The sequence below is a fragment of the Luteimonas sp. TWI382 genome (assembly GCF_039674545.1).
In the GTDB taxonomy this organism is placed as follows: domain Bacteria; phylum Pseudomonadota; class Gammaproteobacteria; order Xanthomonadales; family Xanthomonadaceae; genus Luteimonas.
On sequence record NZ_JBDJNS010000004.1, the window covers coordinates 83,984 to 108,822 of the forward strand.

The 24,839-nt window shown below is 69.4% G+C and carries 22 protein-coding genes; 7 read left to right on the forward strand and 15 right to left on the reverse strand.

Going from position 1 to position 24,839, the window contains the following annotated elements; genetic code table 11:
• Window positions 1–55: 55 nt before the first annotated feature.
• The 12 genes from ABE505_RS04090 to ABE505_RS04145 all read right to left on the reverse strand — a co-directional run bounded on the left by ABE505_RS04090 (window position 56) and on the right by ABE505_RS04145 (window position 10,123).
• Window positions 56–511, reverse strand: a complete 456-nt coding sequence (locus tag ABE505_RS04090; protein ID WP_346443698.1) for a regulatory protein RecX — start codon at window positions 509–511, stop codon at window positions 56–58.
• A 142-nt stretch (window positions 512–653) separates the two neighbouring features.
• Window positions 654–1,688, reverse strand: a complete 1,035-nt coding sequence (gene recA / locus ABE505_RS04095) for a recombinase RecA (protein WP_346443826.1) — start codon at window positions 1,686–1,688, stop codon at window positions 654–656.
• 195 nt (window positions 1,689–1,883) lie between these two features.
• A complete protein-coding gene (lexA, locus tag ABE505_RS04100) occupies window positions 1,884–2,531 on the reverse strand; it encodes a transcriptional repressor LexA (RefSeq protein WP_346443699.1) in 648 nt (215 codons plus the stop codon).
• Between the two features lie 51 nt (window positions 2,532–2,582).
• Window positions 2,583–3,671 carry a tRNA pseudouridine(13) synthase TruD gene (truD, locus tag ABE505_RS04105; RefSeq protein ID WP_346443701.1) on the reverse strand — a complete coding sequence of 363 codons (1,089 nt, stop codon included), beginning with the start codon at window positions 3,669–3,671 and terminating at the stop codon, window positions 2,583–2,585.
• Window positions 3,668–4,159 carry a 2-C-methyl-D-erythritol 2,4-cyclodiphosphate synthase gene (gene ispF, locus ABE505_RS04110; RefSeq protein WP_346443702.1) on the reverse strand — a complete coding sequence of 164 codons (492 nt, stop codon included), beginning with the start codon at window positions 4,157–4,159 and terminating at the stop codon, window positions 3,668–3,670. The genes truD and ispF overlap by 4 nt, the downstream gene beginning before the upstream one ends.
• An 88-nt stretch (window positions 4,160–4,247) precedes the next feature.
• Window positions 4,248–4,964 carry a 2-C-methyl-D-erythritol 4-phosphate cytidylyltransferase gene (gene ispD, locus ABE505_RS04115; RefSeq protein WP_346443703.1) on the reverse strand — a complete coding sequence of 239 codons (717 nt, stop codon included), beginning with the start codon at window positions 4,962–4,964 and terminating at the stop codon, window positions 4,248–4,250.
• Window positions 4,961–5,308 (reverse strand): cell division protein FtsB, encoded by a 348-nt coding sequence (gene ftsB / locus ABE505_RS04120; protein ID WP_346443704.1) that lies wholly within the window; start codon window positions 5,306–5,308, stop codon window positions 4,961–4,963. Before ftsB ends, ispD begins: the two co-directional genes overlap by 4 nt.
• A 15-nt stretch (window positions 5,309–5,323) precedes the next feature.
• Window positions 5,324–6,727, reverse strand: a complete 1,404-nt coding sequence (eno, locus tag ABE505_RS04125; RefSeq protein ID WP_346443706.1) for a phosphopyruvate hydratase — start codon at window positions 6,725–6,727, stop codon at window positions 5,324–5,326.
• Window positions 6,728–6,868: 141 nt separating this feature from the next.
• A complete protein-coding gene (kdsA, locus tag ABE505_RS04130) occupies window positions 6,869–7,702 on the reverse strand; it encodes a 3-deoxy-8-phosphooctulonate synthase (protein ID WP_346443708.1) in 834 nt (277 codons plus the stop codon).
• A complete protein-coding gene (locus ABE505_RS04135; protein ID WP_346443709.1) occupies window positions 7,699–7,998 on the reverse strand; it encodes a hypothetical protein in 300 nt (99 codons plus the stop codon). The genes kdsA and ABE505_RS04135 overlap by 4 nt, the downstream gene beginning before the upstream one ends.
• Window positions 7,995–9,659, reverse strand: a complete 1,665-nt coding sequence (locus ABE505_RS04140) for a CTP synthase (RefSeq protein WP_346443828.1) — start codon at window positions 9,657–9,659, stop codon at window positions 7,995–7,997. Before ABE505_RS04140 ends, ABE505_RS04135 begins: the two co-directional genes overlap by 4 nt.
• Before the next feature lie 149 nt (window positions 9,660–9,808).
• Window positions 9,809–10,123 carry a hypothetical protein gene (locus ABE505_RS04145; protein WP_346443711.1) on the reverse strand — a complete coding sequence of 105 codons (315 nt, stop codon included), beginning with the start codon at window positions 10,121–10,123 and terminating at the stop codon, window positions 9,809–9,811.
• Between the two features lie 279 nt (window positions 10,124–10,402).
• On the opposite strand from ABE505_RS04145, the gene parE reads away from it, so the two are divergent.
• Window positions 10,403–12,292: a DNA topoisomerase IV subunit B gene (gene parE, locus ABE505_RS04150; protein WP_346443712.1), complete on the forward strand. Its 1,890-nt coding sequence runs from the start codon at window positions 10,403–10,405 to the stop codon at window positions 12,290–12,292.
• A gap of 157 nt (window positions 12,293–12,449) precedes the next feature.
• Window positions 12,450–13,367, forward strand: coding sequence for an AEC family transporter (locus tag ABE505_RS04155; RefSeq protein WP_346443713.1), 918 nt, complete (start codon window positions 12,450–12,452; stop codon window positions 13,365–13,367).
• Window positions 13,368–13,382: 15 nt separating this feature from the next.
• On the opposite strand, the gene mdtD is transcribed toward ABE505_RS04155, so the two are convergent.
• From mdtD to ABE505_RS04170, 3 genes are read right to left on the reverse strand one after another with little or no spacing between them, the layout of a single operon-like run.
• Window positions 13,383–14,792, reverse strand: a complete 1,410-nt coding sequence (gene mdtD / locus ABE505_RS04160) for a multidrug transporter subunit MdtD (protein ID WP_346443714.1) — start codon at window positions 14,790–14,792, stop codon at window positions 13,383–13,385.
• Window positions 14,793–14,835: 43 nt separating this feature from the next.
• Window positions 14,836–15,639: an N-formylglutamate deformylase gene (hutG, locus tag ABE505_RS04165; RefSeq protein WP_346443716.1), complete on the reverse strand. Its 804-nt coding sequence runs from the start codon at window positions 15,637–15,639 to the stop codon at window positions 14,836–14,838.
• A gap of 37 nt (window positions 15,640–15,676) precedes the next feature.
• Window positions 15,677–18,442, reverse strand: a complete 2,766-nt coding sequence (locus ABE505_RS04170) for a TonB-dependent receptor (RefSeq protein WP_346443717.1) — start codon at window positions 18,440–18,442, stop codon at window positions 15,677–15,679.
• Between the two features lie 356 nt (window positions 18,443–18,798).
• Here ABE505_RS04170 and ABE505_RS04175 point away from each other — a divergent pair, with 356 nt between their 5' ends.
• The 5 genes from ABE505_RS04175 to ABE505_RS04195 all read left to right on the forward strand — a co-directional run bounded on the left by ABE505_RS04175 (window position 18,799) and on the right by ABE505_RS04195 (window position 24,820).
• Window positions 18,799–19,893, forward strand: a complete 1,095-nt coding sequence (locus ABE505_RS04175; RefSeq protein WP_346443719.1) for a LacI family DNA-binding transcriptional regulator — start codon at window positions 18,799–18,801, stop codon at window positions 19,891–19,893.
• Complete coding sequence (locus ABE505_RS04180) at window positions 19,890–23,300, forward strand: GH92 family glycosyl hydrolase (RefSeq protein WP_346443720.1); 3,411 nt, start codon at window positions 19,890–19,892, stop codon at window positions 23,298–23,300. Before ABE505_RS04175 ends, ABE505_RS04180 begins: the two co-directional genes overlap by 4 nt.
• Entirely contained in the window at window positions 23,297–24,019 is a 723-nt protein-coding gene (locus ABE505_RS04185; RefSeq protein WP_346443721.1) for a basic secretory protein-like protein, read from the forward strand. Before ABE505_RS04180 ends, ABE505_RS04185 begins: the two co-directional genes overlap by 4 nt.
• Window positions 24,020–24,110: 91 nt before the next feature.
• On the forward strand, window positions 24,111–24,341 hold the full coding sequence (locus tag ABE505_RS04190; protein ID WP_346443723.1) for a hypothetical protein: 231 nt from the start codon (window positions 24,111–24,113) through the stop codon (window positions 24,339–24,341).
• Window positions 24,338–24,820: a TA system VapC family ribonuclease toxin gene (locus tag ABE505_RS04195; RefSeq protein ID WP_346443725.1), complete on the forward strand. Its 483-nt coding sequence runs from the start codon at window positions 24,338–24,340 to the stop codon at window positions 24,818–24,820. Before ABE505_RS04190 ends, ABE505_RS04195 begins: the two co-directional genes overlap by 4 nt.
• Window positions 24,821–24,839 lie beyond the last annotated feature (19 nt).

The window sequence follows — 24,839 nt, forward strand, 5'->3', positions numbered from 1 at the left end:
GGTCGCCTTCGATGGCCCAACCGTCCGCCCAGGCGCCATCGGCGCCGCCGGAGATTCACGCCTCGCGCAGACGCCGGACCGCCGCGTAGGCGACCTCGCCGCCGAACCCGCGCCGGAGCAGGAAATCCACCGCCTTGCGCCGGAGCGCCGGATCGGCCTGGAGCGCGGCCCCGTCGTAGCGTCGGGCGAGCAGGTCGCAAGCCCGGGCCTGCCAGTCGCCCTCGCCGTCCTCGTCCAGTGCTTCGAATGCGGCGGCGACCTGCGCCGAATCGAGTTGGTGCATCGCCAGTTCGGCCTCGATGCGCTGCGGCCCGTAGCCATTACCGGCGCGCGAGCGGGCCAGGCTGGCCGCAAACCGGGCGTCGTCCTGCCAGCCCTCGCGGGTCATCCGCTCGACCGCGGCGTCGGCGTCTTCGGTCTCGACGCCTTTGGCCACCAGCTTGCGCCGCAGTTCCAACTGCGAGTGCTCACGCCGCACCAACAACGACAGCGCCCGCTGCGCAGGCGTCATCTGCCGACCACGCCGACGCGGGGGCGCAGCCTCGATCGCATCCCCCTCGTCGGCCGCCAACGCGCTGCCCCGCCCGACGTCCGGCACGGAACCATCGTGGTCCCCGATGCCGGACGCCAACCGGGCGCCTCCGGCGCTCGCCTCAGTCGTCGGCGGCGTCTTCGCCATCGCCTGCCACCACAACCGCCGGCATCAGCCGCTCGCGCAGCGCGGCCTCGATCCGGGCGGCGACTTCCGGGTTGTCCTTGAGGTACTGGCGCGCGTTCTCCTTGCCCTGTCCGATGCGCTCGTCGCCGCAGCTGTACCAGGCGCCAGCCTTGTCGACCAGCTTGGCTTCCACGCCCATGTCGATCAGCTCGCCCTCGCGGCTGATGCCCTCGCCGTAGAGGATCTCGGTGACGATCTGCTTGAACGGCGGCGCCATCTTGTTCTTGACGACCTTGATACGCGTCTGGTTGCCGATGATCTCGTCGCCCTTCTTGATCGCGCCGATGCGGCGGATGTCCAGGCGGACCGAGGCGTAGAACTTCAGCGCGTTGCCACCGGTGGTGGTTTCCGGACTCTGGCCCGGCATCATGATGCCGATCTTCATGCGCAGCTGGTTGATGAAGATCACCATGCAGTTGCTGCGCTTGATGTTGCCGGTGAGCTTGCGCAGCGCCTGGCTCATCAGGCGCGCCTGCAGGCCGGGCAGCTGATCGCCCATCTCGCCTTCGATCTCGGCCTTGGGCGTGAGCGCGGCGACCGAGTCGACGACGACCATATCGACGGCGTTGGAGCGCACCAGCATGTCGGCGATCTCCAGCGCCTGCTCGCCGGTATCGGGCTGCGACACCAGCAGGTCGTCGAGATTGACGCCGAGCTTGGTGGCGTAGGTGGGGTCGAGCGCGTGCTCGGCGTCGATGAACGCCGCGGTGCCGCCGGCCTTCTGGCACTGGGCGATCGTCTGCAGCGTCAGTGTGGTCTTGCCCGAGGACTCGGGGCCGTAGATCTCGACCACCCGGCCCTTGGGCAGGCCGCCGATGCCGAGCGCGAGGTCGAGCTGCAGCGAGCCGGTGCCAATGACCTCGGCCGCCTCGGCGCTGCCGTCGCCCATGCGCATTACCGAGCCCTTGCCGAACTGCTTCTCGATCTGGCCCAGGGCAGCTGCGAGCGCGCGCTTCTTGTTCTCGTCCATCGTGGTGGTCCTTGTCATTCGTGTTCCAGGAAGTTGAAGGCATCGTCGCAGGCGTGGATCGCACGGGCTGCGACGCGATGCGGTGATCTCGATCCTGCGCCGCCATCGGCGCGCAGGACAGCGGGGGAGTCCGCACGCGAGCTTCGGGGAACGCCCCGTCGGCGATCGGACGTCATCCGGGGCATCGGGCGGCCGTCACCGGTTGGGCCTGACGAGGCCGCAGTACAGGCCCTCGATCGCGAAATCCTGGTCGGGCAGCACCTCGATCGGGGCGTAGTCGGGATTGCGCGGCAGCAGACGGATCCGATCCTTGCCGATCTTCAGCAGCTTGACGGTGATCGCGTCGTCGAGCCGGGCGACGACGATCTGGCCCGACTGCGCGTCGCGCGTGCGGTGCACGCCGATCAGGTCGCCCTCGAAGATGCCTTCCTCGCGCATCGAATCGCCCTTGACCTTGAGCAGGTAGTCGGGCGACGGCGAGAACAGCACGCGGTCCAGGACGATGTAGTCGTCCGGGGTGGGCATGTCGTCGGGCGCGTGGGCGCCGATCGGCGTGCCGGCAGCGACCTGCCCGAGCACCGGCAACCGCAGCGCGTCGCCCGACACCACTTCCGCCAGTACCGCCGCCTGCGGCGCGACACGCAGGCGGATGCCGCGTGCACGGCCGGGCAGCCGCTCGATGGCACCGGCGGCCTCGAGTGCATCAAGGTGGTACTGCGCGGCGCGGACGCCGCTGAATCCGAAGGCGCGGGCGATCTCGGTCTGCGAGGGCGGCATGCCCTCGTTCTCGATGCGGTCGGCGATCATGTCGAGGATCGCGTGCTGGGTCGGCGACAGGTCCATGGTGAGTAGTATTACTACTAACCCACGCCCGAGCAAGTCCCCACGCGCGCTTCAGTCGGCCGGTGCCGCCGGCAGGGACCGCGGCGCGGCGGCGTTGGCAATGGTGCCCAGTTCGGCGAGCACCGCGGTCGCATAGCAGCCGGGCGGCAGTGCGAATGCCAACTGCAGCACGGCCTCGCCCTGCCAGGCCCACGCCAGCGTGCCGGGCAGCAGGCGGGTCGCCCGGCGCTCCTGGCTCAGACCGGCGCGCTCGAGCCCCTCGCGCAGCGCGCGCGCGCGCGCGTCGGCCAGCGCCGCCATCTCGATCTCACGCGCAGCGCCAACCGCCCGCGTCTCGCCCCGGCCCCACAGCGGCCCGGTGGGATGGATGTCGTGCGCGGCGGCCCGCGCGGCCAGCGCCTCGCCCCATGGCTCGGGACCAAAGACACTGCGGCTGCCGTCGAGCATCCACACCTCGCCCTCGCAGCCGGTCGCCCAGGTGCCGGCCGTCACCCGCGCCGCCAGGACCTGGTTGAACAGCGCCGAGCGCGCCGACGACAGCAGCAGCGCACGCTGCTCGCGGCCCAGCCGCCGGCGCGGCGCGGCGAAGAAGGCCAGCGCCTTGTCGACATTGCCGCCGCCATGGCCGAAGCGCTGCTCGCCGAAGTAGTTGGGCACGCCCTCGGCGGCGATCGTGTGCAACCGCGCCTCGATCGCCGAGCGCTCGCCAGCCACGTCGCGCAAGGTCAGCGCGAAGCGGTTGCCGGCCAACGCGCCGCGCGGCAGCTTGCGCGCGTGCCGCGAGCTCGCCAGCACCCGGAGCGCCTGGCCGGCGCCCTCGCCCATCGCCTCGAGCGCCGCGATGTCCGGGTCCTCGCGCCCGGGCAACTGCACGGTGAAGCGCTGGGTGGTCAGCGCGTGCCGGTCCTTGAGCCCGGCATAGCCGACCGCGCGCTCGTCGACCCTGGCCCACTGCGCGAGCAGCCGCGCGACGAAAGCGGTGTTCATGCCGCGCTTTTCGATCGTCAGCAGCAGGTGCTCGCCGCTGCCCGAAGGCGCGAACGCATCGAGCTCGTCGACCCGGAAATCCACGGCGTCCTGGCGGATCGTCGCCGACAGCGCCGCCTGCCCGTGGGCGCGCGGCAGCGCAGGCGTGCTCACGCGGACACGAGCAGGCAGGCGGCCTGCGCGGCGATGCCCTCGCCACGACCGGTGAAGCCAAGCGTTTCGCTGGTCGTGGCCTTGACGCTGACACAGTCGAGCGCGATCGCAAGGTCGGCGGCGATCGCCTCGCGCATGGCCAACGCGTGCGGGCCGATCTTCGGCCGTTCGCAGATCACGGTGACGTCGGCATTGCCGACCCGCCAGCCGCGCTCGCCGATCAGCGTATTGCAGTGCCGCAGCAGGGCGCGGCTGTCGGCGCCCTTCCAGCGGTCGTCGCTGGGCGGGAAATGCACGCCGATGTCGCCCAGCGCGAGCGCGCCGAGCATCGCATCGCACAGGGCGTGCAGCGCGACATCGCCGTCGCTGTGCGCGAGTACGCCGCGCGTGTGCGGGACGCGCACGCCGCCGATCATCACGTGGTCGCCATCGCCGAAAGCGTGGACATCGAAGCCCTGGCCGATGCGAAAACGGGGCGTGTCGGACATGGTGCGCACCTGCGGGGAAGGGGGCCGCAGCTTGCCACGGTTCGACGGCAAGGCAAGCGCAGCGCGCTGCGCCGTGCCAGACGCGGCCTCAGCCGCGCTGGGAGAGCTCGAACGCGAAGCGCGCCAGATCGGCCGGGGTCGTGATCTTGAAGTTGTCGTCGCGGCCCTCGACCAACAACGGGCGGGCCCCCTGGCGCTCCATCGCCATCGCCTCATCGGTGACGACGATGCCGGCAGCATGCGCTGCTTCGAGCGCACGCCCCAGTTGCAGGCGCCGGAACAACTGCGGGGTCAACGCGCGCCACAGCCGCTCGCGCGGCTCGGTGCGGTCGATGCCGCCATCGTCGCCGGCCCGCTTGAGGGTGTCGCGCACCGGCGCGGCCAGAATGGCCCCGACCGGATCGGTGCGCCCGCGCTCGAGCAACGCGTCGAGATCGGCGGCGGCGAGATTGGGCCGCGCGGCGTCGTGGACGAGCACGAAATCGTCCGCGCGCACGGTGTCGGGCAGCGCATGTAGCCCGGCGAGCACCGAATCGGCGCGACTGTCGCCCCCATCGGCCCGCAGCAGCGGCGTGTCGCCCAGCCCAGCCCGCAGGCCATCGAGGTCCACGGCATCGGCGGCGGCCAGCACCAGCACGATGCCCGCCACGCCCGGGTGGCCCGCAAGACATGCCAACGTATGCGCCAGCACGCTGCGGCCCCCGACCTCCAGGTATTGCTTGGGCACGTCGCCACCGAAACGCGTCCCGCGCCCGGCGGCGGGCACGATCGCCCACAGGCCGCCGCGCGCGGGTTCGGCGATCATCGAGGATCTCCGTCGTCGGCGTCCGGAGCGGCCGTGTGCTCGGTCGGCAACGGCGCCACCCGCACATCGTCGACCACGCGGTAGAAGGTTTCGCCGGGCTTGATCATGCCCAGTTCGCCCCGCGCGCGCTCCTCGATCGCGGCCTCGCCGGACTTCAGGTCGGCGACCTCGGCAGCCAGCGCGTCGTTGCGCTGCTGCAGGCCCTCGTTCTGCCGGGCCTGCGCCTCGACCCGCGCACGCAACTCCTCGACCTGCGTCGTCCCGCCGACGCCGTACCACAGCCGGTACTGCAACCATCCCAGCAGTACGGTCAGCATCAGCAGGACGACGAGGATCGCGCGCATGGCGGTGGTCCGGGATCAGCGCTTGAGCGAGACGAACGCGTCGCGGCCGGCGTAGCGAGCCTGGCCGCCCAACGCCTCCTCGATCCGCAGCAACTGGTTGTACTTGGCGACGCGGTCGCTGCGGCACAGCGAGCCGGTCTTGATCTGCGTGGCGGTGGTGGCGACCGCGATGTCGGCGATCGTCGTGTCCTCGGTCTCGCCGGAGCGATGGGAGACGATCGCCGCATAGCCGGCGGCATCGGCCATCGCGATCGCCTCGAGGGTCTCGCTCAACGTACCGATCTGGTTGACCTTGATCAGGATGGCGTTCGCGGTCTGCGAGTCGATGCCTTCCTTGAAGATGCGCGGGTTGGTCACGAACAGATCGTCGCCGACCAGCTGCACCTTCTGACCGATGCGCTCGGTCAGCAGCTTCCAGCCCGCCCAATCGTCCTCGGCCATGCCATCCTCGATCGTGACGATCGGGTACTGCGCGGCCCAGTCGGCGAGGAAGTCGACGAACTGCTCGCCGCTCAGGCGCTTGCCCTCGCCCACCAAGTGGTACTTGCCGTTGTCGTGGAACTCGCTCGAGGCCACGTCCAGGCCCAGCAGCACGTCCTCGCCCGCGGCGTAGCCGGCCTTGCCGATCGCCTCGAGAATGGTGTCGAGCGCCTCGACGTTGCTGCGGAAGTCCGGCGCGAAGCCCCCCTCGTCGCCCACTGCCGTGCTCAGGCCGTGCCCCTTGAGCACTGACTTGAGCGCGTGGAAGATCTCGGTGCCGGCGCGCAGCGACTCGGAGAAGCTCGAAAAGCCGACCGGCAGGACCATGAACTCCTGGAAGTCGACATTGTTGTCGGCGTGCGCGCCGCCGTTGATGATGTTCATCATCGGCACTGGGAGAGTGGGCGCGTTGAGCCGTCGCCCCTCCGGCGACGGCTGCGCCTGCGAGCGCCCGGCCACGGATGGCCGGGCGGGGCCATCCGAAGCCGATCCCGTTGCGCCATGGACGGCAGCCACTTGCGTCACATCGATATCGGCTAGGTGCTTCCACAGCGGCACCTTCTTCGAGGCGGCGAGCGCGTGCGCGTTCGCCAGCGACACGCCCAGCAGTGCGTTCGCGCCCAGCCGGCCCTTGTTCTCGGTGCCGTCGAGGTCGATCAGCCGCTTGTCCAGCCCGGCCTGATCGGTCGCGTCGAACCCGGTCAGCGTCTCGGCGATCGCGCCGTTGACGTTGGCCACCGCCTTGGTCACGCCCTTGCCCAGGTAACGGGTGCGGTCGCCATCGCGCAGCTCCACCGCCTCGCGTGCACCGGTCGAAGCGCCCGAGGGCACCATCGCGCGGCCGAAGCTGCCATCGGCCAGGGTGACTTCCGCTTCCAGGGTCGGGTTGCCGCGCGAGTCGAGGATTTCACGGGCGTGGATCTTGGCGATTGTGGTCATGGGCTCGCTGTGTCGTGTTGGACGGAGAAGTGAGGAAGACGCATTGTGGCTGCAGACGTCCGCCGATGGGACGGATCGGTGCGGGGCGCGGCGCAGGACCGGTGGATCCGTCGGTCCGCGCTCCCGCCTGCACCGGGCCGTTTAGACCTCGGATTCGAGCAGGCCGTGGCACTTGGTGACCGCGTCGAGCTCGAGCATGGTCTCCAGCAGCGCGCGCATCCGGTGCAGCGGCCAGGCATTGGGACCGTCGCTGAGTGCTTCGGCCGGCCGCGGGTGGGTTTCCATGAACACGCCGGCGACGCCGACCGCGACCGCCGCGCGCGCCAGCACCGGCACGAACTCGCGCTGGCCGCCGCTGGAGGTGCCCTGCCCGCCCGGCAACTGCACCGAATGGGTGGCGTCGAACACGACCGGGCAGCCGGTGTCGCGCATCACCGCAAGCGAGCGCATGTCCGAGACCAGGTTGTTGTAGCCGAAGCTCGCGCCGCGCTCGCAGACCATGATCGCGTCGTTGCCGGTGGACTTGGCCTTGTCGACGACCGGCTTCATGTCCCACGGCGAGAGGAACTGCCCCTTCTTGATGTTGACCGGCTTGCCGGCGCTGCAGACCTTCTTGATGAAGTCGGTCTGGCGCACCAGGAAGGCGGGGGTCTGGAGCACGTCGACGACGCTGGCGACCTCGTCCATCGGCGTGTACTCGTGGACATCGGTGAGCACCGGCACGCCGATCTGCCGCTTGACCTCGGCCAGCACCCGCAGCCCCTCCTCCATGCCCGGGCCGCGGAAGCTGGTGCCGGAGGTGCGGTTGGCCTTGTCGAAGCTGGACTTGAAGATGAAGGGGATGCCCAGCGCGCCGGTGATCTCCTTGAGCTGGCCGGCGACGTCGAGTTGCAATTGCTCGCTCTCGATCACGCAGGGACCGGCGATCAGGAAAAACGGCCGGTCGAGACCGACATCGAAGCCGCAAAGATTCACTCGAGTTCTCCAAGCAGGCGCCAGACCCGGGCGATGCCCGAGCCCAGCAGACAGGCCGCGCCGCACAGCGCCAACGGCGCGGCAGCGAGCAGGATGATCAGAGCGAAGGGCGCGAACGCCATGCCATAGGCATCGCTGTACCCATTCGCTTTCAAGTAGAGCACGTACGCAGCCAAGCCCACCCCACAGGTGGCGGTCGCGGCAATCAGCAACCACACGCCGAGCCGCGCGGTGTCCAGGCGCGGCGCCCCCGTCGACACGGCAGGCGCCGTCTCCACCAGGGGCGCGCTGGTCACGCTTGCGCTTCCTTGAGCAGCTTGCCGCCGGCCTTCTTCTCGCGCGCGGCGCGGACAAAGCCGACGAACAGCGGATGGCCGGTGCGCGGCGTGGACAGGAACTCGGGATGCGCCTGGCAGGCAATGAACCAGGGATGGTCAGGCAGCTCGATCATCTCGACCAAGAGGTCGTCCATCGATTTGCCGCTGATCACCAAGCCCGCGTCCTCGAGCTGGGTGCGGTAGCGGTTGTTGAACTCGTAGCGGTGCCGATGGCGTTCGCCGACCACGTCCTTGCCGTAGAGCGCGCGGGCGCGGGTGCCGGGCTTGAGCCGCTGCTCCTGCAGGCCAAGCCGCATCGTCCCACCCAGATCGCTGGTCTCGCTGCGCCGCTCGACCTCGCCCGACTGTGTGCGCCACTCGGTGATCAGGCCGATCACCGGGTGCGGCGACTGGCGGTCGTTCTCGGTGCTGTTGGCGCCCTGGAGCCCGGCGAGATTGCGGGCGACGTCGACCACCGCCGCCTGCATGCCGTAGCAGATGCCGAAGTACGGCAGGCCGGTGGTGCGCGCGTACTCGGACGCCAGCACCTTGCCCTCGAAACCACGATCGCCGAAGCCGCCGGGCACGAGCACGCCATCGACATCGGCCAGCCACGCGGCCGCGCCGTCGCGCTCGATGTCCTGCGATTCGATCCACTTCAGGCTCACGCGCGTGCGCTGGCGGATGCCGCCGTGCTTGAGCGCCTCGCCGACCGACTTGTAGGCGTCCTTGTGGTCGACGTACTTGCCGACGACCGCGATCGTGACCTCGTCGAGCGGGCGTTCGACCGCGTCGACGACGGCCAGCCACTCCGACAGGTCGGCCGTCGGCGCGGCCTTGGCATCCAGGCCCAGACGCTGGACGATCAACTGGTCCAGGCCCTGGGCGTGCAGCCACATCGGGATCTTGTGGATGTTGTCCAGGTCGACCGCCGAGATCACCGCTTTCTCGGAGACGTTGGTGAACGAGGCGATCTTGCGCCGCTCGCTGTCGGGCAGCGGCTGCTCGCTGCGGCACAGCAGCACATCGGGCTGGATGCCGATCGAGCGCAGTTCCTTGACCGAGTGCTGGGTGGGCTTGGTCTTGAGCTCGCCGGCCGCGGCGATGAACGGCACCAGCGTCAGGTGCATGAACACCGCTTTCTCGCTGCCGCGGTCGGTGCGGATCTGGCGGATCGCCTCCAGGAACGGCAGCGACTCGATGTCGCCGACGGTGCCGCCGATCTCCACCAGCGCCACGTCGAAGCCCTGGGTCGCCTGGTCGATCGCACGCTTGATCGCATCGGTGATGTGCGGGATCACCTGCACCGTCGCGCCCAGGTAGTCGCCGCGGCGCTCCTTGCGGATCACGCTCTCGTAGATCTTGCCGGTGGTGATCGAGTTCTTGCCCGAGAGGCGGACGTTGATGAAACGCTCGTAGTGGCCCAGATCCAAGTCGGTCTCGGCACCGTCGTCGGTCACGTAGACCTCGCCGTGCTGGAACGGGCTCATCGTGCCCGGATCGACGTTGATGTAGGGATCGAGCTTCATCATCGTCACCCGCAGACCGCGGGCTTCGAGGATGGCGGCCAGGGACGCTGCGGCGATGCCCTTCCCAAGGGAAGAGACCACGCCGCCGGTCACGAATACGAGCGGAGTGATGGAGCTGGTGGGGAGCGTCATGAGAACAGCGGTCGCTGGAAAGCCCCATTCTACAGGCTGCGGCGCCGCCGCGCTGGGCACCGGCGCCCGGATGGACGAACGCCCCGGCAGGCCGGGGCGTTCGCGGGCTGGCTACGGGAGCCGGACGGTCAGGCCGGGACGTCGGCCTGGTCGGCCGCGCGCTCGGACGCCTCGGTGTCGAGCTTGGCTGCATCCCTCGCTTCGTCCTCGATATCCTGCGCCTCGTTCATGGCATCGGATGCATAGGTCTCGGCCGCAGCCTGCTCAGCGGCCTGGGCGGCGGCCTCGGCGGTCTGCGCGTCCTGTTCGGCCTGCTGCGCCGCGACCTCTGCCTGGCGGACCTGCTGTTGGACGTCCTGGGCATCCTGCGCGAACGCAGGGGCGGCAAAGGCGGTGGCAGCGGCGACAGCGGCGACAGCGAACAGCAGAGTGCGGGTCTTCATAGGTGGTTCTCCAATGCGGGACAGGTCCCGGTTGCGATACCTCGATGATGGGTGCGCCCTGGGGCGCGGCGTGCCGCTTGGGAGCGGCGACGGGTCCAACCTAGCCACGCGCGACCGGCCTCCAACTGAACAACTGGCCGCTTACATCGGCTGCACATGGGCTTAACGGACCCGAAATCGATTACATCGCGTCGTGGCGCGGTTGTGCTCGGACACAGGTTCGAATCGACGTCCGGGCAATTCCTTTACCATGCGCCGACCTCCCCGCTGCATCGCCGAATGAACAACCGTTACAACGCTGCCGACATCGAAGTCCTTTCGGGCCTGGACCCTGTCAAGCGCCGCCCGGGCATGTACACCGACACCGCGCGCCCGAACCATCTGGCGCAGGAGGTCATCGACAACGCGGTCGACGAAGCGCTGGCCGGGCATGCGCGCGGCATCGAAGTGCGGCTCTACGCCGACGGCAGCTGCGAGGTCGCCGACGATGGCCGTGGCATGCCGGTGGACATCCATCCCGAGGAGAAGATTCCGGGCGTGGAACTGATCCTCACGCGGCTGCATGCGGGCGGCAAGTTCAACAACCGCAACTACACCTTCAGCGGCGGCCTGCACGGCGTCGGCGTCAGCGTGGTCAATGCGCTCTCGACGCTGGTCGAGGTGCATATCAAGCGCGAAGGCAGCGAGCACCGCATCACCTTCCGCGATGGCGATCGCGCCACGCCGCTGGAAGTGGTCGGCAGCGTCGGCCGCAAGAACACCGGCACGCGCGTGCGCTTCTGGCCGGACCCGAAGTACTTCGACTCGCCGAAGTTCAGCCTGCGCGCGTTGCGCCACCTGCTACGCGCCAAGGCAGTGCTGTGCCCGGGCCTGCGCGTCACCTTGCACGACGAGGTCAGCGGCGAACGCGACGCGTGGTACTACGAGGACGGCCTGCGCGATTACCTGCGCGGCGCGCTCGAGGGGCGCGAACTGCTGCCGCCCGAGCTGTTCGTCGGCGGCCTGGGCCGGGAGACCGAGACCGTCGACTGGGCGGTCGCCTGGCTGCCGGAGGGCGAACTGGTCCAGGAGAGCTACGTCAACCTGATCCCGACCGCGCAGCACGGCACCCACGTCAACGGCCTGCGTACCGGCTTCACCGATGCGCTGCGCGAGTTCTGCGATTTCCGCAGCCTGCTGCCGCGTGGGGTCAAGCTCGCGCCCGAGGACGTCTGGGACCGCGTCGCGTTCGTGCTGTCGCTGAAGATGACCGATCCGCAGTTCAGCGGCCAGACCAAGGAGCGCCTGTCGTCGCGGCAGGCGGCCGGCTTCGTCGAGGGCGCCGCCCACGACGCGTTCTCGCTGTGGCTCAACCAGCACGTCGAACTGGGCGAGCGGATCGCGCAATTGGCGATCGAGCGCGCGAGCGCGCGGCTGAAGACCGAGAAGCAGATCGTCCGCAAGAAGGTCACCCAGGGCCCCGCCCTGCCCGGCAAGCTGGCCGACTGCATCAGCCAGGACCTCTCGCGCACCGAGCTGTTCCTCGTCGAGGGCGACTCGGCCGGCGGCAGCGCCAAGCAGGCGCGCGACAAGGATTTCCAGGCGATCCTGCCGCTGCGCGGCAAGATCCTCAACACCTGGGAAGTGGCCAGCACCACGGTGCTCGGCTCCGAAGAAGTGCACAACCTCGCGGTCGCAATCGGCTGCGATCCGGGCAAGGACGACATTGCCGGGCTGCGCTACGGCAAGGTCGTGATTCTGGCCGACGCCGATTCCGACGGCCTGCACATCGCGACGCTGCTCAGCGCGCTGTTCCTGCGACATTTCCCCGCCCTGGTCGCGGCCGGCCACGTGTTCGTCGCGATGCCGCCGCTGTTCCGCGTCGATGTCGGCAAGCAGGTGTTCTACGCGCTCGACGAAGAGGAGAAGCGACTGCTGCTGGAGAAAATCGCGCGCGAAAAGCTCAAGGGGCAGGTCAATGTCACCCGCTTCAAGGGCCTGGGCGAGATGAATCCCTCGCAGTTGCGCGAATCGGCGATCCATCCCGACACCCGACGCCTGGTACAGCTGACCGTGGACGACGACCTGGAGACGCGCTCGCTGATCGACATGTTGTTGGCGAAGAAGCGGGCCGGAGATCGGAAGGCGTGGCTGGAGACCAAGGGCGATCTGGCAACACTGGAAGTTTGACGGCGATTCGTGTTCCGTCCCGCCGTGGTGACGGCGTGGACATTGCCGCGACGGCGCGTCGCGCGTGGCGCGGGCGATCTGGCCACGTTGGAGGTTTGATGGCGAATCGCTCACGATGTTGCATGTGTAGGCAAGCCCCTGTGCCGCGGACATTCCAGTGATCGCCCACACCCTCCCGGTCGTGCTGGTGGTGCTGCTCGGCGTCTGGCTGCGGCGTTCGCCGCGCACGCCCGAGGGCTTCTTCCCGGCGATCGAATGGTTCACGTTCTACGTCGCATTTCCAGCGCTGTTGTTCGTCAATACCGCGCAGTTGGCCGTCTCGGCGGTGCAGTTGCGCGACCTGGCCGCGGCCACGCTGCTACCGACATTACTGTTCGCCGCCGCCGTCGCGCTGTCGCTGCGGCTGGCCCGCGGCCTGCCCGATGCCAGCCGATCCTCGGTGATCCAGGGCGCGACCCGGCCGAGCACCTACTTCGGCCTGTCGGTCGCGGCGGTCGTGTTCGAGCGCGACACGGCCGCGCTGGTGATGCTGGCGCTGGCGATCTGCCTGCCGGCGGTCAACGTGATCGCAGTGGTGGCGCTGACCCATTGGAGCGAACGGCCGACAAGTCCAGGGCGGGTCGCGCGCGGCTTGGCCAGCAATCCGATCATCATGGCGACCGCCGCCGGCGCAGCGGTCAATCTCTCCGGGCTGCCGCTGCCGATCGCGCTCGCTCATGGCCTGGAGATTCTGGGCGGCGCGGCGCTCGCGCTCGGCCTGATCTGCGTCGGCGGCGGCCTGGTGTTCGCATGGTCGGCCTCCCGCCCGGCGGCACTGGCCGCGACCTCGGCACTCAAGCTGCTGGCGCTGCCGCTGGTCGCAGTGCTCGCCTGCCGGCTGCTCGGCGCCAGCGAGGGGGTGACGGCCGCCAGTTGCTTCTATGCCGCGCTGCCGACGGCGTCCAATGCCTACATCATGGCGCGTCAGATGGGCGGCGATGCGCCGCTGATGGCCGCGCTGATCACACTGCAGACCCTGCTGGCTGTGGTCACGGTGCCGGTGGCGATGCACCTGCCGGCCTGGCTCGCGGCCTGAGCCGCGGGGGCGGCCTCAGCCCTGATCGGCCTGGCCGACCGCCTGCTCCGGGATGCGCCGGGTGCGGCCGAGTTGGGCGAAGATCCCGGCCGAGACCATCGTGAGCGCGCCGACGCAGACGAACGTCCAGCGGAATGCGGCGATGACCGGCTCGCCGCCGCCCGACTCGCCGAAAGCGGCCAGCAGGCCGCCGGCGGTCGCGACCCCGAGGCTCATCGCCAGCATCATCACCATCGACAGCAGGCTGTTGCCGGCACTGGCGTGCTCGCCGTCGAGGTCGCGCAGCGTCAAGGTGTTCATCGCGGTGAACTGCAGCGAGTTGACCGCGCCGAAGCACGCAAGCTGGACGATCTGCAGCCACAGCGGCTGGCCCGGATGCACCAGCGCGAAGCTCGCCATCGCCAGCCCGGTCAACAAGGTGTTGATCACCAGCACCTTGCGGTAGCCGAATCGCTGCACCAGCGGCACCACGATGCGCTTGGAGAACATGCCCGCGAACGCGACGGGGATCATCATCATGCCCGCGCGCGCCGGCGGCACGCCCAGACCGACCTGCAGCAGCAACGGGATCAGATAGGGCATGCCGCCGCTACCCAGCCGCGCGAACAGATTGCCGAGCACGCCGACACTGAAGGTCCGCACCCGGAACAGCGACAGCGGGAACAGCGGCGCCGGAGCGCGAGCGGCGTGCAGCCAATAGGCGACCAATGCGCCGAAGCCGGCGACCAGCACCACCACCAGCGCCGCGCCCCGCGCGGCGTGCCCCGACAGGGCATCGACCGACAGCGATACCGCCGCCATGCCGAAGGCCAGCAGGCCGTAGCCGAGCAGGTCGAAGCGCGACACCGGCGCGCGCAGGTCGGGCATCAGCCGGAGCGTGGCCAGCGCACCGGCCACGCCCAGCGGAAGGTTGATCAGGAAGATCCAGTGCCAGCTCGCGACCTCGACCAGCCAGCCACCGAGCGAGGGCCCGATCAACGGCCCGATCAGGCCTGGCACGGTGACGAAGGTCATCGCGGCAAGGAACTCGGTCCGCGGCACCGCACGCAGTACCGCGAGCCGGCCGATCGGCAGCAGCATGGCGCCGCCCACGCCCTGCAGCACGCGCGAGGCCACCAGCGCATGCAGCGTCTGCGACAACGCACAGGCCAGCGACCCCAGGGTGAAGACGACGATCGCGGCCAGGAATACCCGGCGGGTGCCGAAGCGGTCGGCCAGCCAGCCCGAGGCGGGGATCAGCACCGCCACCGTCAGCGCATACGCCACGACCACCGCCTGCATCCGCAGTGGCGACTGTTGGAGACTGGCGGCCATGGCCGGCAGCGCGGTGTTGACGATCGTGGTGTCCAGCATCTGCATGAACACCGCCGCCGCGACCAGCCACAGCATCGGCCGGTGGGGGCGCAGGACATCGGGTCGGCTCATGGCGGGCAGCATGCGGCCTTGGGTGTCACGAATCTGCCAAGCGTCAGCCGGTTCGACTGCCCTGCGCGTGGGTGATCGCGGTCTGAAGCAGGCGCTGCAGCAGTGGCTGCAGCGCTGCGGCCCGGGCCGCGTCCCAGGCGAAGCTGGCCTCGTCCATGTAGCAGCGCTGGCTGATTTCCAACTGGACCGCTTCGATGCCCTCGTCGGGCGCCGCGTAATGCCGGGTGATGTAGCCGCCGCGGAAACGGCCGTTGGCGACCCATTCGTAGTCCGCCTGTCCCTCGAGCAATCCCGAAATCCGCGCTTCGAGCGCCAGGCTGCAACTGCTGCCACCGGCGGTGCCGAGGTTGAGATCGGGCAGGCGCCCGTCGAACAGGAACGGCAGGGTGCCGCGAATCGAGTGCCCTTCCCACAGCACCACCCGGCGATGGCGGGCGCGCAGACGAGCGAGTTCGTCGCGCAAGGCAGCATGGTAGGGCCGCCAGTAGCGGTCGACCCGCTCGGCGATCTCGCCCGCGTCTGGCGCGGCCCCGTCCAAGTAGACCGGCCCGCCGTCGAAACGCACCTGCGGGCACAGTCCGGTGGTGTTCTGTCCCGGGTACAGCGACGTGTCGTCCTCGGGTCGGTTGAGGTCGATCACATAGCGCGAGTAGCGCGGGACCAGGATCGAGGCGCCGAGTGCGCGCGCGAAGGCGTACAGCCGGGACACGTGCCAGTCGGTATCCGGCACGGCCCGGGCCTCGGGGGTGAGGCGCTGTGCGAGATCGTCGGGCAGCCGGGTGCCGTCATGCGGCAGGCTGACCAGCAGCGGCGCGGTGCCGCGATGGAGTTCGAGGATATCGGCCATGGCCCATTGTAGGGCCCCGCGCCGTCGCCATCGCGCACTAGAGATCCATCGACCATTCCATCTGCAGCGAACGCCCCAGGGCGTTGTAGAGCCCGCGGTCGTAGAACGGCCAGTTGCCGTTGGTGCGGTCCACCGGCGGCTTGCGGTTGGCGATGTTGTTGACCGAGAACAGCACGCCGTAACGCTCGCCGAAGCGGTAAGAGACACTGCCGTTGAAGGTCGTCCACGGGCCGATGTCGCGGGCGCGGCCGGCCGCGTTCCAACTGCGCGCATTGCGCACGCCCCACAACGTCGCGGCGAGCGGGCCGCGGTTCCAGGCGACGCTGGCGGTGGTGCGGTGTTGAAGTTCGTTGGAGTTGGCGCAGCACAGCAGATCCTCGACTGGATCGTCGGCCTGCGGCTGGCGGTCATGACTGAGCGTGCGGTAGTAGCCCAGGTCGACATCGAAGTCGCCGACGCTGCCGGCAGTCCAGCGATAGCGTGCCGCCGCCTGCACACCGGTCTGACGCTGGCGCGCGAGATTGATCGGATACGTCCGGACCTCGGCAACGCCGTTGGGATCGACCGGATCACTGCCCGGGCGCCGCTGGACCTGGGCGATCACGTCGCGACAGGTCGGCGAATCGATGTCGTAGCGGGTCTGCCCGTTCTCCGACACGCCCAGCCGGCAGTTGGCTTCCAGTTCCAGGATATCGGCGATACCCAGCAGTTCGACCTCGTCCTCGATCTCGATGGCGTTGTAGTCGAGCGACATCGTGAACGCATTGCCCGGCGTCGACCACACCACGCCATAGGTGAACGTCCGCGCGGTGATGTCGCGCAGGTCGCGATTGCCCTGCCCCAGATGCCGGGTGGACTGGTCGGACTGCGGGCATGCGTCGTAGTCGTCGACGCCATAACCCGCCTGCCGGCAGCGATAGTAGTCGGTGGTGCTGGTGAACCCGCTGGTCTCCGACGCATAGAGATAGAACATGTCCGGCGAGCGGAACGCGGTGGCGTAGCTGCCGCGCAGCAGCAGGGTGTCCAGCGGACGGAACTCCAGACCGGCCTTCCAGGTCGGCTTGCCGTTGCCGCCCCCTCCGTCGAGCGCGTACTTGTCGTAGCGCCCCGACAGGTTGATGTCGAAGTTGCCGGTCACCGGCACCTGGAACTCGACACCGGCCGCGTACAGATCACGCTCGCCGCGGGCGATCGTGCCGCCGCCGGCGTTGCGGAACAGATCGCGCGCATCGGCCGACTGCGAACGGTTGGAAAAGCGCTCGCGCTGGCCCTGCACGATCGCCGCAAAGCCCACGGGCCCGGCAGGCAGCGTGAACAGCTCGGCATGGGTGAGCAGCGCCGTGCCCCCCTGGTTCCAGGCGGTGGATTTGGCGCGGTTGATCGCGCTCCAGGCATCGTAGTGTTCCGGCGTGATCGGCCGATACAGCGCTGCCTCGTCGGGTGCATGGATCGGATACCCGGCGGCGTCCACGCCCAGCTTCGGGCCGAGGTAGTGGTCGTCGACGCCGTTGCGGGCGAGGAAATCGGTGGCCTTGCGGATGGCGCCGGTGCCCGAACGGTTGAGATACACGTCGTAGTCGAAGCCGCTGTCGCCCAGCGTGCCGCGCACGCCGGCCGCGACGTTATAGCTGCGGGTGTAGACACGCTGGTCCTTGGCGTGCAGCCCCACTTCCTCGGGGGCGAAGATGCGCTGCCACTGTTCATAGCGGCCGGTGGTCTGGTTGTAGAAACTCTGGTTCCACGACGGGCTGCCGCCGGTGTAGGTCGGTCGGCTGTAGCTGAGCAGCACATCGGTATAGAACTCGGCGTGCTCGCCGAGCGCGCGGCGCAGGAACAGGCTGCCGCTGGCGCTTTCGCTCTCGCTGAGCAGCGAGGCCGTGCCGACGTTGCGCAGGCTGCCGCAGTAGCGGCCGCCACCGTCGATGTCGCGCAACGCGTACTCGGTGCTGCCCCCGTAGAGGTACGACAGTGGCGCGCAGGCCGCCGCGCCGGGGTCGATGTAGCCCGTCGCCCCGGCGGTCAGATCCTGGCGCAGGAACGTGCGCGCCGGATCGACCGGGCCGGTCGGGTTGTCGGCGGCGCTGTCGGTGGCGTCGCGCTCGAAGGCGTAGATCGGTTTTTGCCGCTCGTACTGCAGGCCGTAGCTGACATCCCAGTCGCCGAGCGCATGGCCCATGCTGAACTGCAGCCGGTGATTCTCGCCGCCGCCGTCGCTGTAGCCGCCGATGCGATAGCGCGCATGCGCGCCCTCGATGCGGTCCTTGAGCACGATGTTGACCACGCCGGCGATCGCCGCCGAGCCGTAGACCGACGATTGCCCGCCAGTCAGCACATCGACCCGCTCGACCATGCCCATCGGGATGTTGGCGATGTCGACGATGCTGGTGTTGCCGTTGTAGCCCAGAGGGTAGCTGTTGACGGGCCGGCCGTTGATCAGCGTGAGCGTGTAGCTGGGCGACAGACCGAACAGGCTCACGGTCTTGGCGCCGGGCGTATAGGTCCCGGTGCTCTGTGCATCCTGGACGGGCCCGCTGGACTGCGGCAACGCGCGCAATGCGTCGAACAGATTGGTGAAGCCCTGCTGCTCCATCTGCTCGGCGGTGATCGTGGTGACCGGGGACGGTCCTTCGATCTGCGCACGTGGAATCAGCGATCCGGTGACCCGGATCGCATCGATATCGGTGGGCTGGCCGGAAGGCCGGGCCACATCCGACGGCGCGGCCGGCGGTGCGGTGGTCTGGGCGGACACGGCGCCCGACACCAATGCCGCGGCGATCAACATCGACAAGGGACTGCTGCGCATCTGATCTCTCCCATCAGGACGTGAGGCACGCCCGGCGTGCGGCCGGCGTGTCGTGGCACCGCAGTGCCGAATGGTTCGCATATCGCCCGCCTCGGCCCCAGAAGCACCGGCGGCGAGCGCTTGACCGAACGACGCCGCCCCCTCGGCTTCGCTCCGCTGATCGATTTAATCGTTTCAATTAAGCGTGTCACGCTGCACTGCGGCAAGCATGCTGGCCACTGGCGCCGTGCCGGCGTCGCGCGACCGCGACCACCAAACACATCGAATCCAATGGGGCTGGCGCGAATGTTGCAGCGCGGTTTGCCAAGCCCGGGGATTTTCTGCAGGATCGATGCCACCCTTAAATCGATCTAGACATGACCCGATCCGAAACGCGTCGACGGGTGACCCTGGCCGACATCGCGCGCGCCTGCGGTGTGTCGCCGGCCACCGTCTCCTTGGTGCTCAGCGGCAGTCAGGTGGTCGCAGCCCGGACCCGGCAACGCGTCGAAGCGGAGATCCGCCGCCAGGGCTACGTCTACAACCGCAGCGCTGCCAACCTGCGCCGAAAGACCTCCACCAGCGTTGCCCTGGTCGTCAACGATCTATCGAACCCTTTCGTGGCGGAGTTCGCCGCTGGCGTGGACGAAGCGCTGGCCGGCGCCGGCTGCGTGATGTTGCTGGGCAGCAGCGGCGAGTCGGTCGAGCGCCAGCGCGCGGTGCTGGCGTCGCTGATCGAGCATGGCCCGGCCGGGGTCATCCTGACGCCCGCCGATGGGACGCGCGCCGACGATCTGCGGCCGGTCGTCGGGCTGCACACGCCTGTGCTGTTGTTCAACCGCGAGGTGGCCGACGGCGACTGGGACTACCTGGGCGCCGACAACGCGACCGGCGCACGCCTGGCCACCGAGCACCTGCTGGCGCAAGGCCACCGGCGCATCGCGTTCTTCGGCGGCAGCCGCACATCGAGTTCGTTCCGCCAACGCGCCGACGGCTACCGCGCTGCGCTCGCCCAGGCCGGGGTTGCGCTTGAGCCGCAGTGGATCGTCGAGTGCCCACCCACGCGGATCGCGGCAAGCCTGGCGACAGCGGCGCTGTTCGCACGCGATCCCGCGCCGACCGCGGTGGTGGCCTACAACGATGGCGTCGCTTTCGGACTGATGATGGGCCTGCGCGCGCGCAACATTGCGCCAGGCCGCGATTTCGCGATCACCGGCTTCGATGACACGCCCGAGGCCTGCGCCCAGGTGCCGGCGCTCACGACGCTGGCCACCGGCCCACGCGCGCTCGGACGGCAGGCGGTGGACATGGTCCTTGAGCGCGGCCGCGCACCCGATGCGCCGCGGTGCACGACGATCGCGCCGGTGCATCTGGTCGAGCGCGACAGTTCGCTGACCTACGCGCATGCGCCTGGCGGACAGCGCGACCGTACGGCGCGTCCTCCCACTCGCGACCGGAGCACCCCGGCATGACCCCACGCCTCTCGACGCGCACGCTGCTGGCGTGCGCGCTCGCCGCCGCCGCTTCCATGCTTCCCGCGCAGGCGCAAGACGCCGCCGGGTTCGCCACTTCGTTCGAAACCGAAGACCCCCAACCGACGATGGAGGCGACCGGCACGTTCGAAACCGAAGACCCCCAACCGACGATGGAGGCGACCGGCACGCTCGCCGTACGCGTGGGTGACGGCCCCCAGGCCCCCTACGCCGCGCGTGCCGGTGTCGGCTACAGCGGTCTTAAGGCACTGCGCTACGAGGCCGCGGCGCCTGCTCGTCAGCGGCTGTTCGACGTCGACATCGCCGTCGAGCCGGACACCGAACTGTCGTGGCTGGTGCTGCCGGAGATCGTCGACGGCGATACCGACGCATCGACATGGGTCTCGCTGGATCTGCTGCTCGACGACGGCAGCCGGTTGTCTGCCGGCGACGCGCGCGATCAGCACGGCGTGAGGATCGGCGCGCCCGCGCAGGGCGCATCGAAATCGCTGTATCCACAGCAATGGGCGCGCAAGGCGGTGCGCCTGGGCGACGTGGCCGGATTGCGCGGCCGGCGCGTGGTTGCGATCGAGCTCGACGTGCAACCGCCGGGCGGCACCGTTGCGCGCGGCTGGATCGACGACATCGCACTGGCGCAGGTGCCGCGCCAGACACGGGCGCATCCCAGCGACTGGGTACTGACCACGCGTGGTACCCAGTCCAACGGCCGCTTCTCGCGCGGCAACAACGTTCCTGCGACTGCGGTACCGCACGGCTTCAACTTCTGGACGCCGGTGACCGATGCGGGGGTGCTGAACTGGCTCTATCGCTGGAACGAACAGAACGACGCGGCCAACCGGCCGCGACTGCAGGCGCTGGCGCTCAGTCACCAGACCAGCCCCTGGATGGGCGACCGCCAAACCTTCCAGTTCATGCCCTCCAGCGATCGCGGCGTGCCCGAAGCCGATCGCCGGACGCGTGCCCTGGCGTTCGACCGCAAGACCGAGACCGCGCGGCCACACCTGTACCGGGTGCGCTTCGACAATGGCATCGAGGCGGCACTGGCGCCGACCGACCACGCAGCCGTATTCGAGTTCGCTTTTCCCGCCAACGGCGATGCGAACCTGCTCTTGGACAACGTCGATGCGCGCGGCGGGCTGGAACTCGACGCTGAGACCGGGACACTGACCGGCTACACCGACGTGCGCAGCGGCCTGTCCACCGGCGCGACGCGCATGTTCGTGGTCGCCCGCTTCGATACGCCGTGGCGCGACAGCGGCGTCATCGACACCGGCCGGCCCACCGGCTACATCAAGTTCGCCGGCGACGGCGCGCGCACGGTACGCATGCACGTCGCGACCTCGCTGATCTCGGTCGAGCAGGCCTGGCACAACCTGGCACTGGAGATGGGCGAGTCCGACACCGTTGCCAGCGTATCGGAGCGCGCCCGTGCGCGATGGGATGCATTGCTGGGCCGCTTCGAGGTCGAAGGCGCCAGCGACGACCAGCGCACGACGCTCTATTCCAATCTGTACCGGCTGTTCCTGTATCCCAACAGCGGCGCAGAGAACGCCGGCAGCACGACCCAGCCCGACTGGCGTTATGCCAGCCAGATGAGCAGCGCCGACGACAACGCCCAGGGCAACGCCCGGCGTACCTTCGCGCCGGTGCGCGACGGCCGGATCGTGATCAACAACGGGCTGTGGGACACGTTCCGCACTGCGTGGCCGGCCTACACGCTGTTCGCGGCCGACAACGCCGGTGCACTGGTCAATGGCTTTCTCGATCAATACCGCGCCGGCGGCTGGCTGGCGCGCTGGTCGTCGCCCGGCTACGCCGACCTGATGGTGGGCACCAGCACCGATGTCGCCTTCGCCGATGCCTGGCGCAAGGGCGTGGCGGGGTTCGATCCGGCGCTGGCCTACGAGTCCGCGCTCAAGAACGCGACCGTGGTCCCGCCCAGCCGTCACGTCGGGCGCAAGGGCATGGCCGAGGCGACCTTCCGCGGCTATGCCGACACCCGCGTGCCCGAGGGCATGTCGTGGACGATGGAGGGTGCGCTCAACGACTTCGGCATCGCCGGCATGGCCCAGGCGCTGGCCGACCACGCCGAGACACCGCAGTCCCGACAGCGCTACGACGAGGAAGCCGAGTATTTCCGCTACCGCGCGGCCGCCTATGCGCACCTGTTCGACCGGCAGGCCGGGTTCTTCCAGGGCCGCGATGCCAGTGGCGCGTGGCGCGTGCCGTCGGCGCAGTACGACCCGCGCGTCTGGGGCCACGACTACACCGAGTCCAACGGCTGGACGTTCGCGTTCACCGCACCGCACGACGGCAATGGGCTGGCTGCGCTCTATGGTGGCCGCCAGGCCCTGGCGGCCAAGCTCGACGCGTTCTTCGCCACGCCCGAGACGGCGGACCCGACGTTGGTCGGTTCCTATGGCGGCGTGATCCACGAGATGACCGAGGCCCGCGACGTGCGCCTGGGCATGTACGCGCACAGCAACCAGCCCGCACACCACATTCCGTGGATGTATCTCTATGCCGGGCAGCCCTGGAAGACCCAGCGGATCGTGCGCGAGGTGCTGTCGCGGCTGTACCTGGGCAGCGAGATCGGCCAGGGCTACCCCGGCGACGAGGACAACGGCGAGATGTCGGCCTGGTATCTGTTCGCATCGCTCGGCCTGTACCCGCTGCGGATGGGCGCGCCCGAGTATGTGATCGGTTCGCCGCTGTTCGAACGCGCCCGCGTGCGCCTGGGCGAAGGCAGGACGCTGGAGGTCCGTGCCATCGACTACGCGCCGGAGCATGTCTACGTGCAATCGCTGACCGTCAACGGGCGCCCCTGGCACCGCACGTGGATCCCACACGAGATCATCGCGGCCGGCGCCACGCTGGAATTCCACATGGGACCCGAGCCCTCGACCTGGGGCAGCCGGCCGGAAGACGCGCCGCCCTCGCTGACGCCTGTCGGCCAGGCACCGACGACGCTGGCCGACCTGGCGGTCGCGGGCGCGCGCGCGACGGTGGCCGGCGAGGAGGCAGGCATCCTGATCGATGACGATGCCACCAGCGGCCTGTGGCTGCGTGGCGACGACACCGCGGTCGAGGTCGCGCTGCCGCAGCCTGGCCGCGCGCGCTTCTACACGTTGACCTCCGGCGAACGCACGATCCGGGACGCGGACTGGACGCTCGAGGCGCGTCGCGGCGACGGCCCGTGGCGCACGATCGACACTCGCCGGGCCCAGACCTTCGAATGGCCGCGCCAGACGCGCCCGTTCCGCATTCAGACGCCTGGCGACTTCGATACCTATCGCGTGCGCTTCTCGGCGCCCGGTCGCCTGCAATTGGCTGAACTCGAACTGCTCGCCCCCTTCACCCCCGTCCCGCTGGAGACCCGCCGATGACCCGCCCTGCCCGTCTGCTCCCGCTGCTGTGCCTGCTGCCGCTCGCCACGGCTGCGGCAATGGAGACCACGATCGAGCGCGACGGCGTGACGCTCGTCTACCGCGATGCGACCGATGCGCTCGATGCCGGCATGCGCGACCGCATCGTCGACACGTTCTTCTCGACCTATGCGCGCCAGCGCGCGGACTTCAACCCCGCAGCGGCCGATGCGGTCGACATCGTCATCGACCCGGACTACGACGGCGTCGCCTTCGTCGACAACAAGGGCCAGGCGACGATGACGATCAACCCGGCCTGGCTCATCGAGCGCCCTGGCGATGTCGATCTGGTGACCCACGAAGCCATGCACATCGTCCAGTCCTATCCCGGCTACGGCGATGGCGCGCCGGTATGGCTGACCGAAGGCATCGCCGACTATGCACGCGATCGTTACGGCCTGGACAACGCCGCCAGCGGTTGGGCGCTCCCGGACACCGTCGCCGACGAGCACCGCTACGACACCGGCTACCGGGTCAGCGGCGCATTCCTCAAATGGGCCGACACTGCGCACCCGGGCTTGGTGCACAAGCTCGATGCCGCGCTTCGGGCGGGGGCCTACACGGCCGACACCTGGGCCGCGCTGACAGGCGAGACGATCGACGCGACCTGGGCCCGTTATGCGCAGGCGCGCGCTGGCGAGCGCGACGCGAAGTCGCTGCCGCGCGCCCGACGCCTCTGAGACCACGAGTTCGGCACCGCAACGAGCCGCCCATTTGCGTAATGATGCGTGATGCGCGATGCTTGATGTGGCCCATCATGGAGCGCCACCTATGCGCACGACCCTGTCACTCGACGACGATATCCTCGCCGCGGCCCGCGCGTTGGCCCAGGCGCAGGGGCGCAGCCTTGGGGAGGTGGTGTCCGACTTGGTCCGCAAGGGCCTGACGCCGGCCGCACCACCGCCGCGTTATCGCAACGGGATTCCGCTGCTGCCGGCCCGGCCTGGCGCCGAGCGGGCGACACTCGAGCTGGTGAATCGCCTCCGCGACGAGGCGCCATGACACCGCATCGCGTGGAAGAGCGCGCGCCCGGCTGGCCGCCGGGTGCGCCGGTGCATCTACTCGACGTCAACGTGCTGCTGGCGTTGCTCGACCCCCTCCACGCACACCACGACCGCGCCCACGACTGGTTCGCACAGGAAGGCGCGCAAGGCTGGGCGTCGTGCCCGATCACCCAGAACGGTGCGCTGCGGATCATGTCCAACCCGCGCTATGCCAACCCGGCCGATTCGGTCACCGAGGCGGCGCAGGTGCTGGCCGGTCTGTGCGCGCATCCGGGGCATCGCTTCTGGCCCGATGCGCTGAGCCTGCTCGATGCGCCGCACGTCGCGCACGACCGGCTGCTGACCTCAGGCCAGGTCACCGATACCTACCTGTTGGCACTCGCCGTCCAGATGGGCGGCCGCCTGGCCAGCTTCGATCGCCGCTTGGTGGTCGATGCAGTCCGCGGGGGTGCGCAGGCGCTGCATCTGCTGCCCTGAGCCATCGAGTTGCGCACCG

Bases quoted from the DNA above. Each gene is read 5' to 3' on its own strand.
- ABE505_RS04090 (WP_346443698.1), bottom strand. From the start codon at position 511: ATGACGCCTGCGCAGCGGGCGCTGTCGTTGTTGGTGCGGCGTGAGCAC.
- recA (WP_346443826.1), bottom strand. From the start codon at position 1,688: ATGGACGAGAACAAGAAGCGCGCGCTCGCAGCTGCCCTGGGCCAGATC.
- lexA (WP_346443699.1), bottom strand. From the start codon at position 2,531: ATGGACCTGTCGCCGACCCAGCACGCGATCCTCGACATGATCGCCGAC.
- ispF (WP_346443702.1), bottom strand. From the start codon at position 4,159: ATGTCCGACACGCCCCGTTTTCGCATCGGCCAGGGCTTCGATGTCCAC.
- ispD (WP_346443703.1), bottom strand. From the start codon at position 4,964: ATGATCGCCGAACCCGCGCGCGGCGGCCTGTGGGCGATCGTGCCCGCC.
- ftsB (WP_346443704.1), bottom strand. From the start codon at position 5,308: ATGCGCGCGATCCTCGTCGTCCTGCTGATGCTGACCGTACTGCTGGGA.
- eno (WP_346443706.1), bottom strand. From the start codon at position 6,727: ATGACCACAATCGCCAAGATCCACGCCCGTGAAATCCTCGACTCGCGC.
- ABE505_RS04145 (WP_346443711.1), bottom strand. From the start codon at position 10,123: ATGAAGACCCGCACTCTGCTGTTCGCTGTCGCCGCTGTCGCCGCTGCC.
- parE (WP_346443712.1), top strand. From the start codon at position 10,403: ATGAACAACCGTTACAACGCTGCCGACATCGAAGTCCTTTCGGGCCTG.
- mdtD (WP_346443714.1), bottom strand. From the start codon at position 14,792: ATGAGCCGACCCGATGTCCTGCGCCCCCACCGGCCGATGCTGTGGCTG.
- hutG (WP_346443716.1), bottom strand. From the start codon at position 15,639: ATGGCCGATATCCTCGAACTCCATCGCGGCACCGCGCCGCTGCTGGTC.
- ABE505_RS04170 (WP_346443717.1), bottom strand. From the start codon at position 18,442: ATGCGCAGCAGTCCCTTGTCGATGTTGATCGCCGCGGCATTGGTGTCG.
- ABE505_RS04175 (WP_346443719.1), top strand. From the start codon at position 18,799: ATGACCCGATCCGAAACGCGTCGACGGGTGACCCTGGCCGACATCGCG.
- ABE505_RS04180 (WP_346443720.1), top strand. From the start codon at position 19,890: ATGACCCCACGCCTCTCGACGCGCACGCTGCTGGCGTGCGCGCTCGCC.
- ABE505_RS04185 (WP_346443721.1), top strand. From the start codon at position 23,297: ATGACCCGCCCTGCCCGTCTGCTCCCGCTGCTGTGCCTGCTGCCGCTC.
- ABE505_RS04190 (WP_346443723.1), top strand. From the start codon at position 24,111: ATGCGCACGACCCTGTCACTCGACGACGATATCCTCGCCGCGGCCCGC.
- ABE505_RS04195 (WP_346443725.1), top strand. From the start codon at position 24,338: ATGACACCGCATCGCGTGGAAGAGCGCGCGCCCGGCTGGCCGCCGGGT.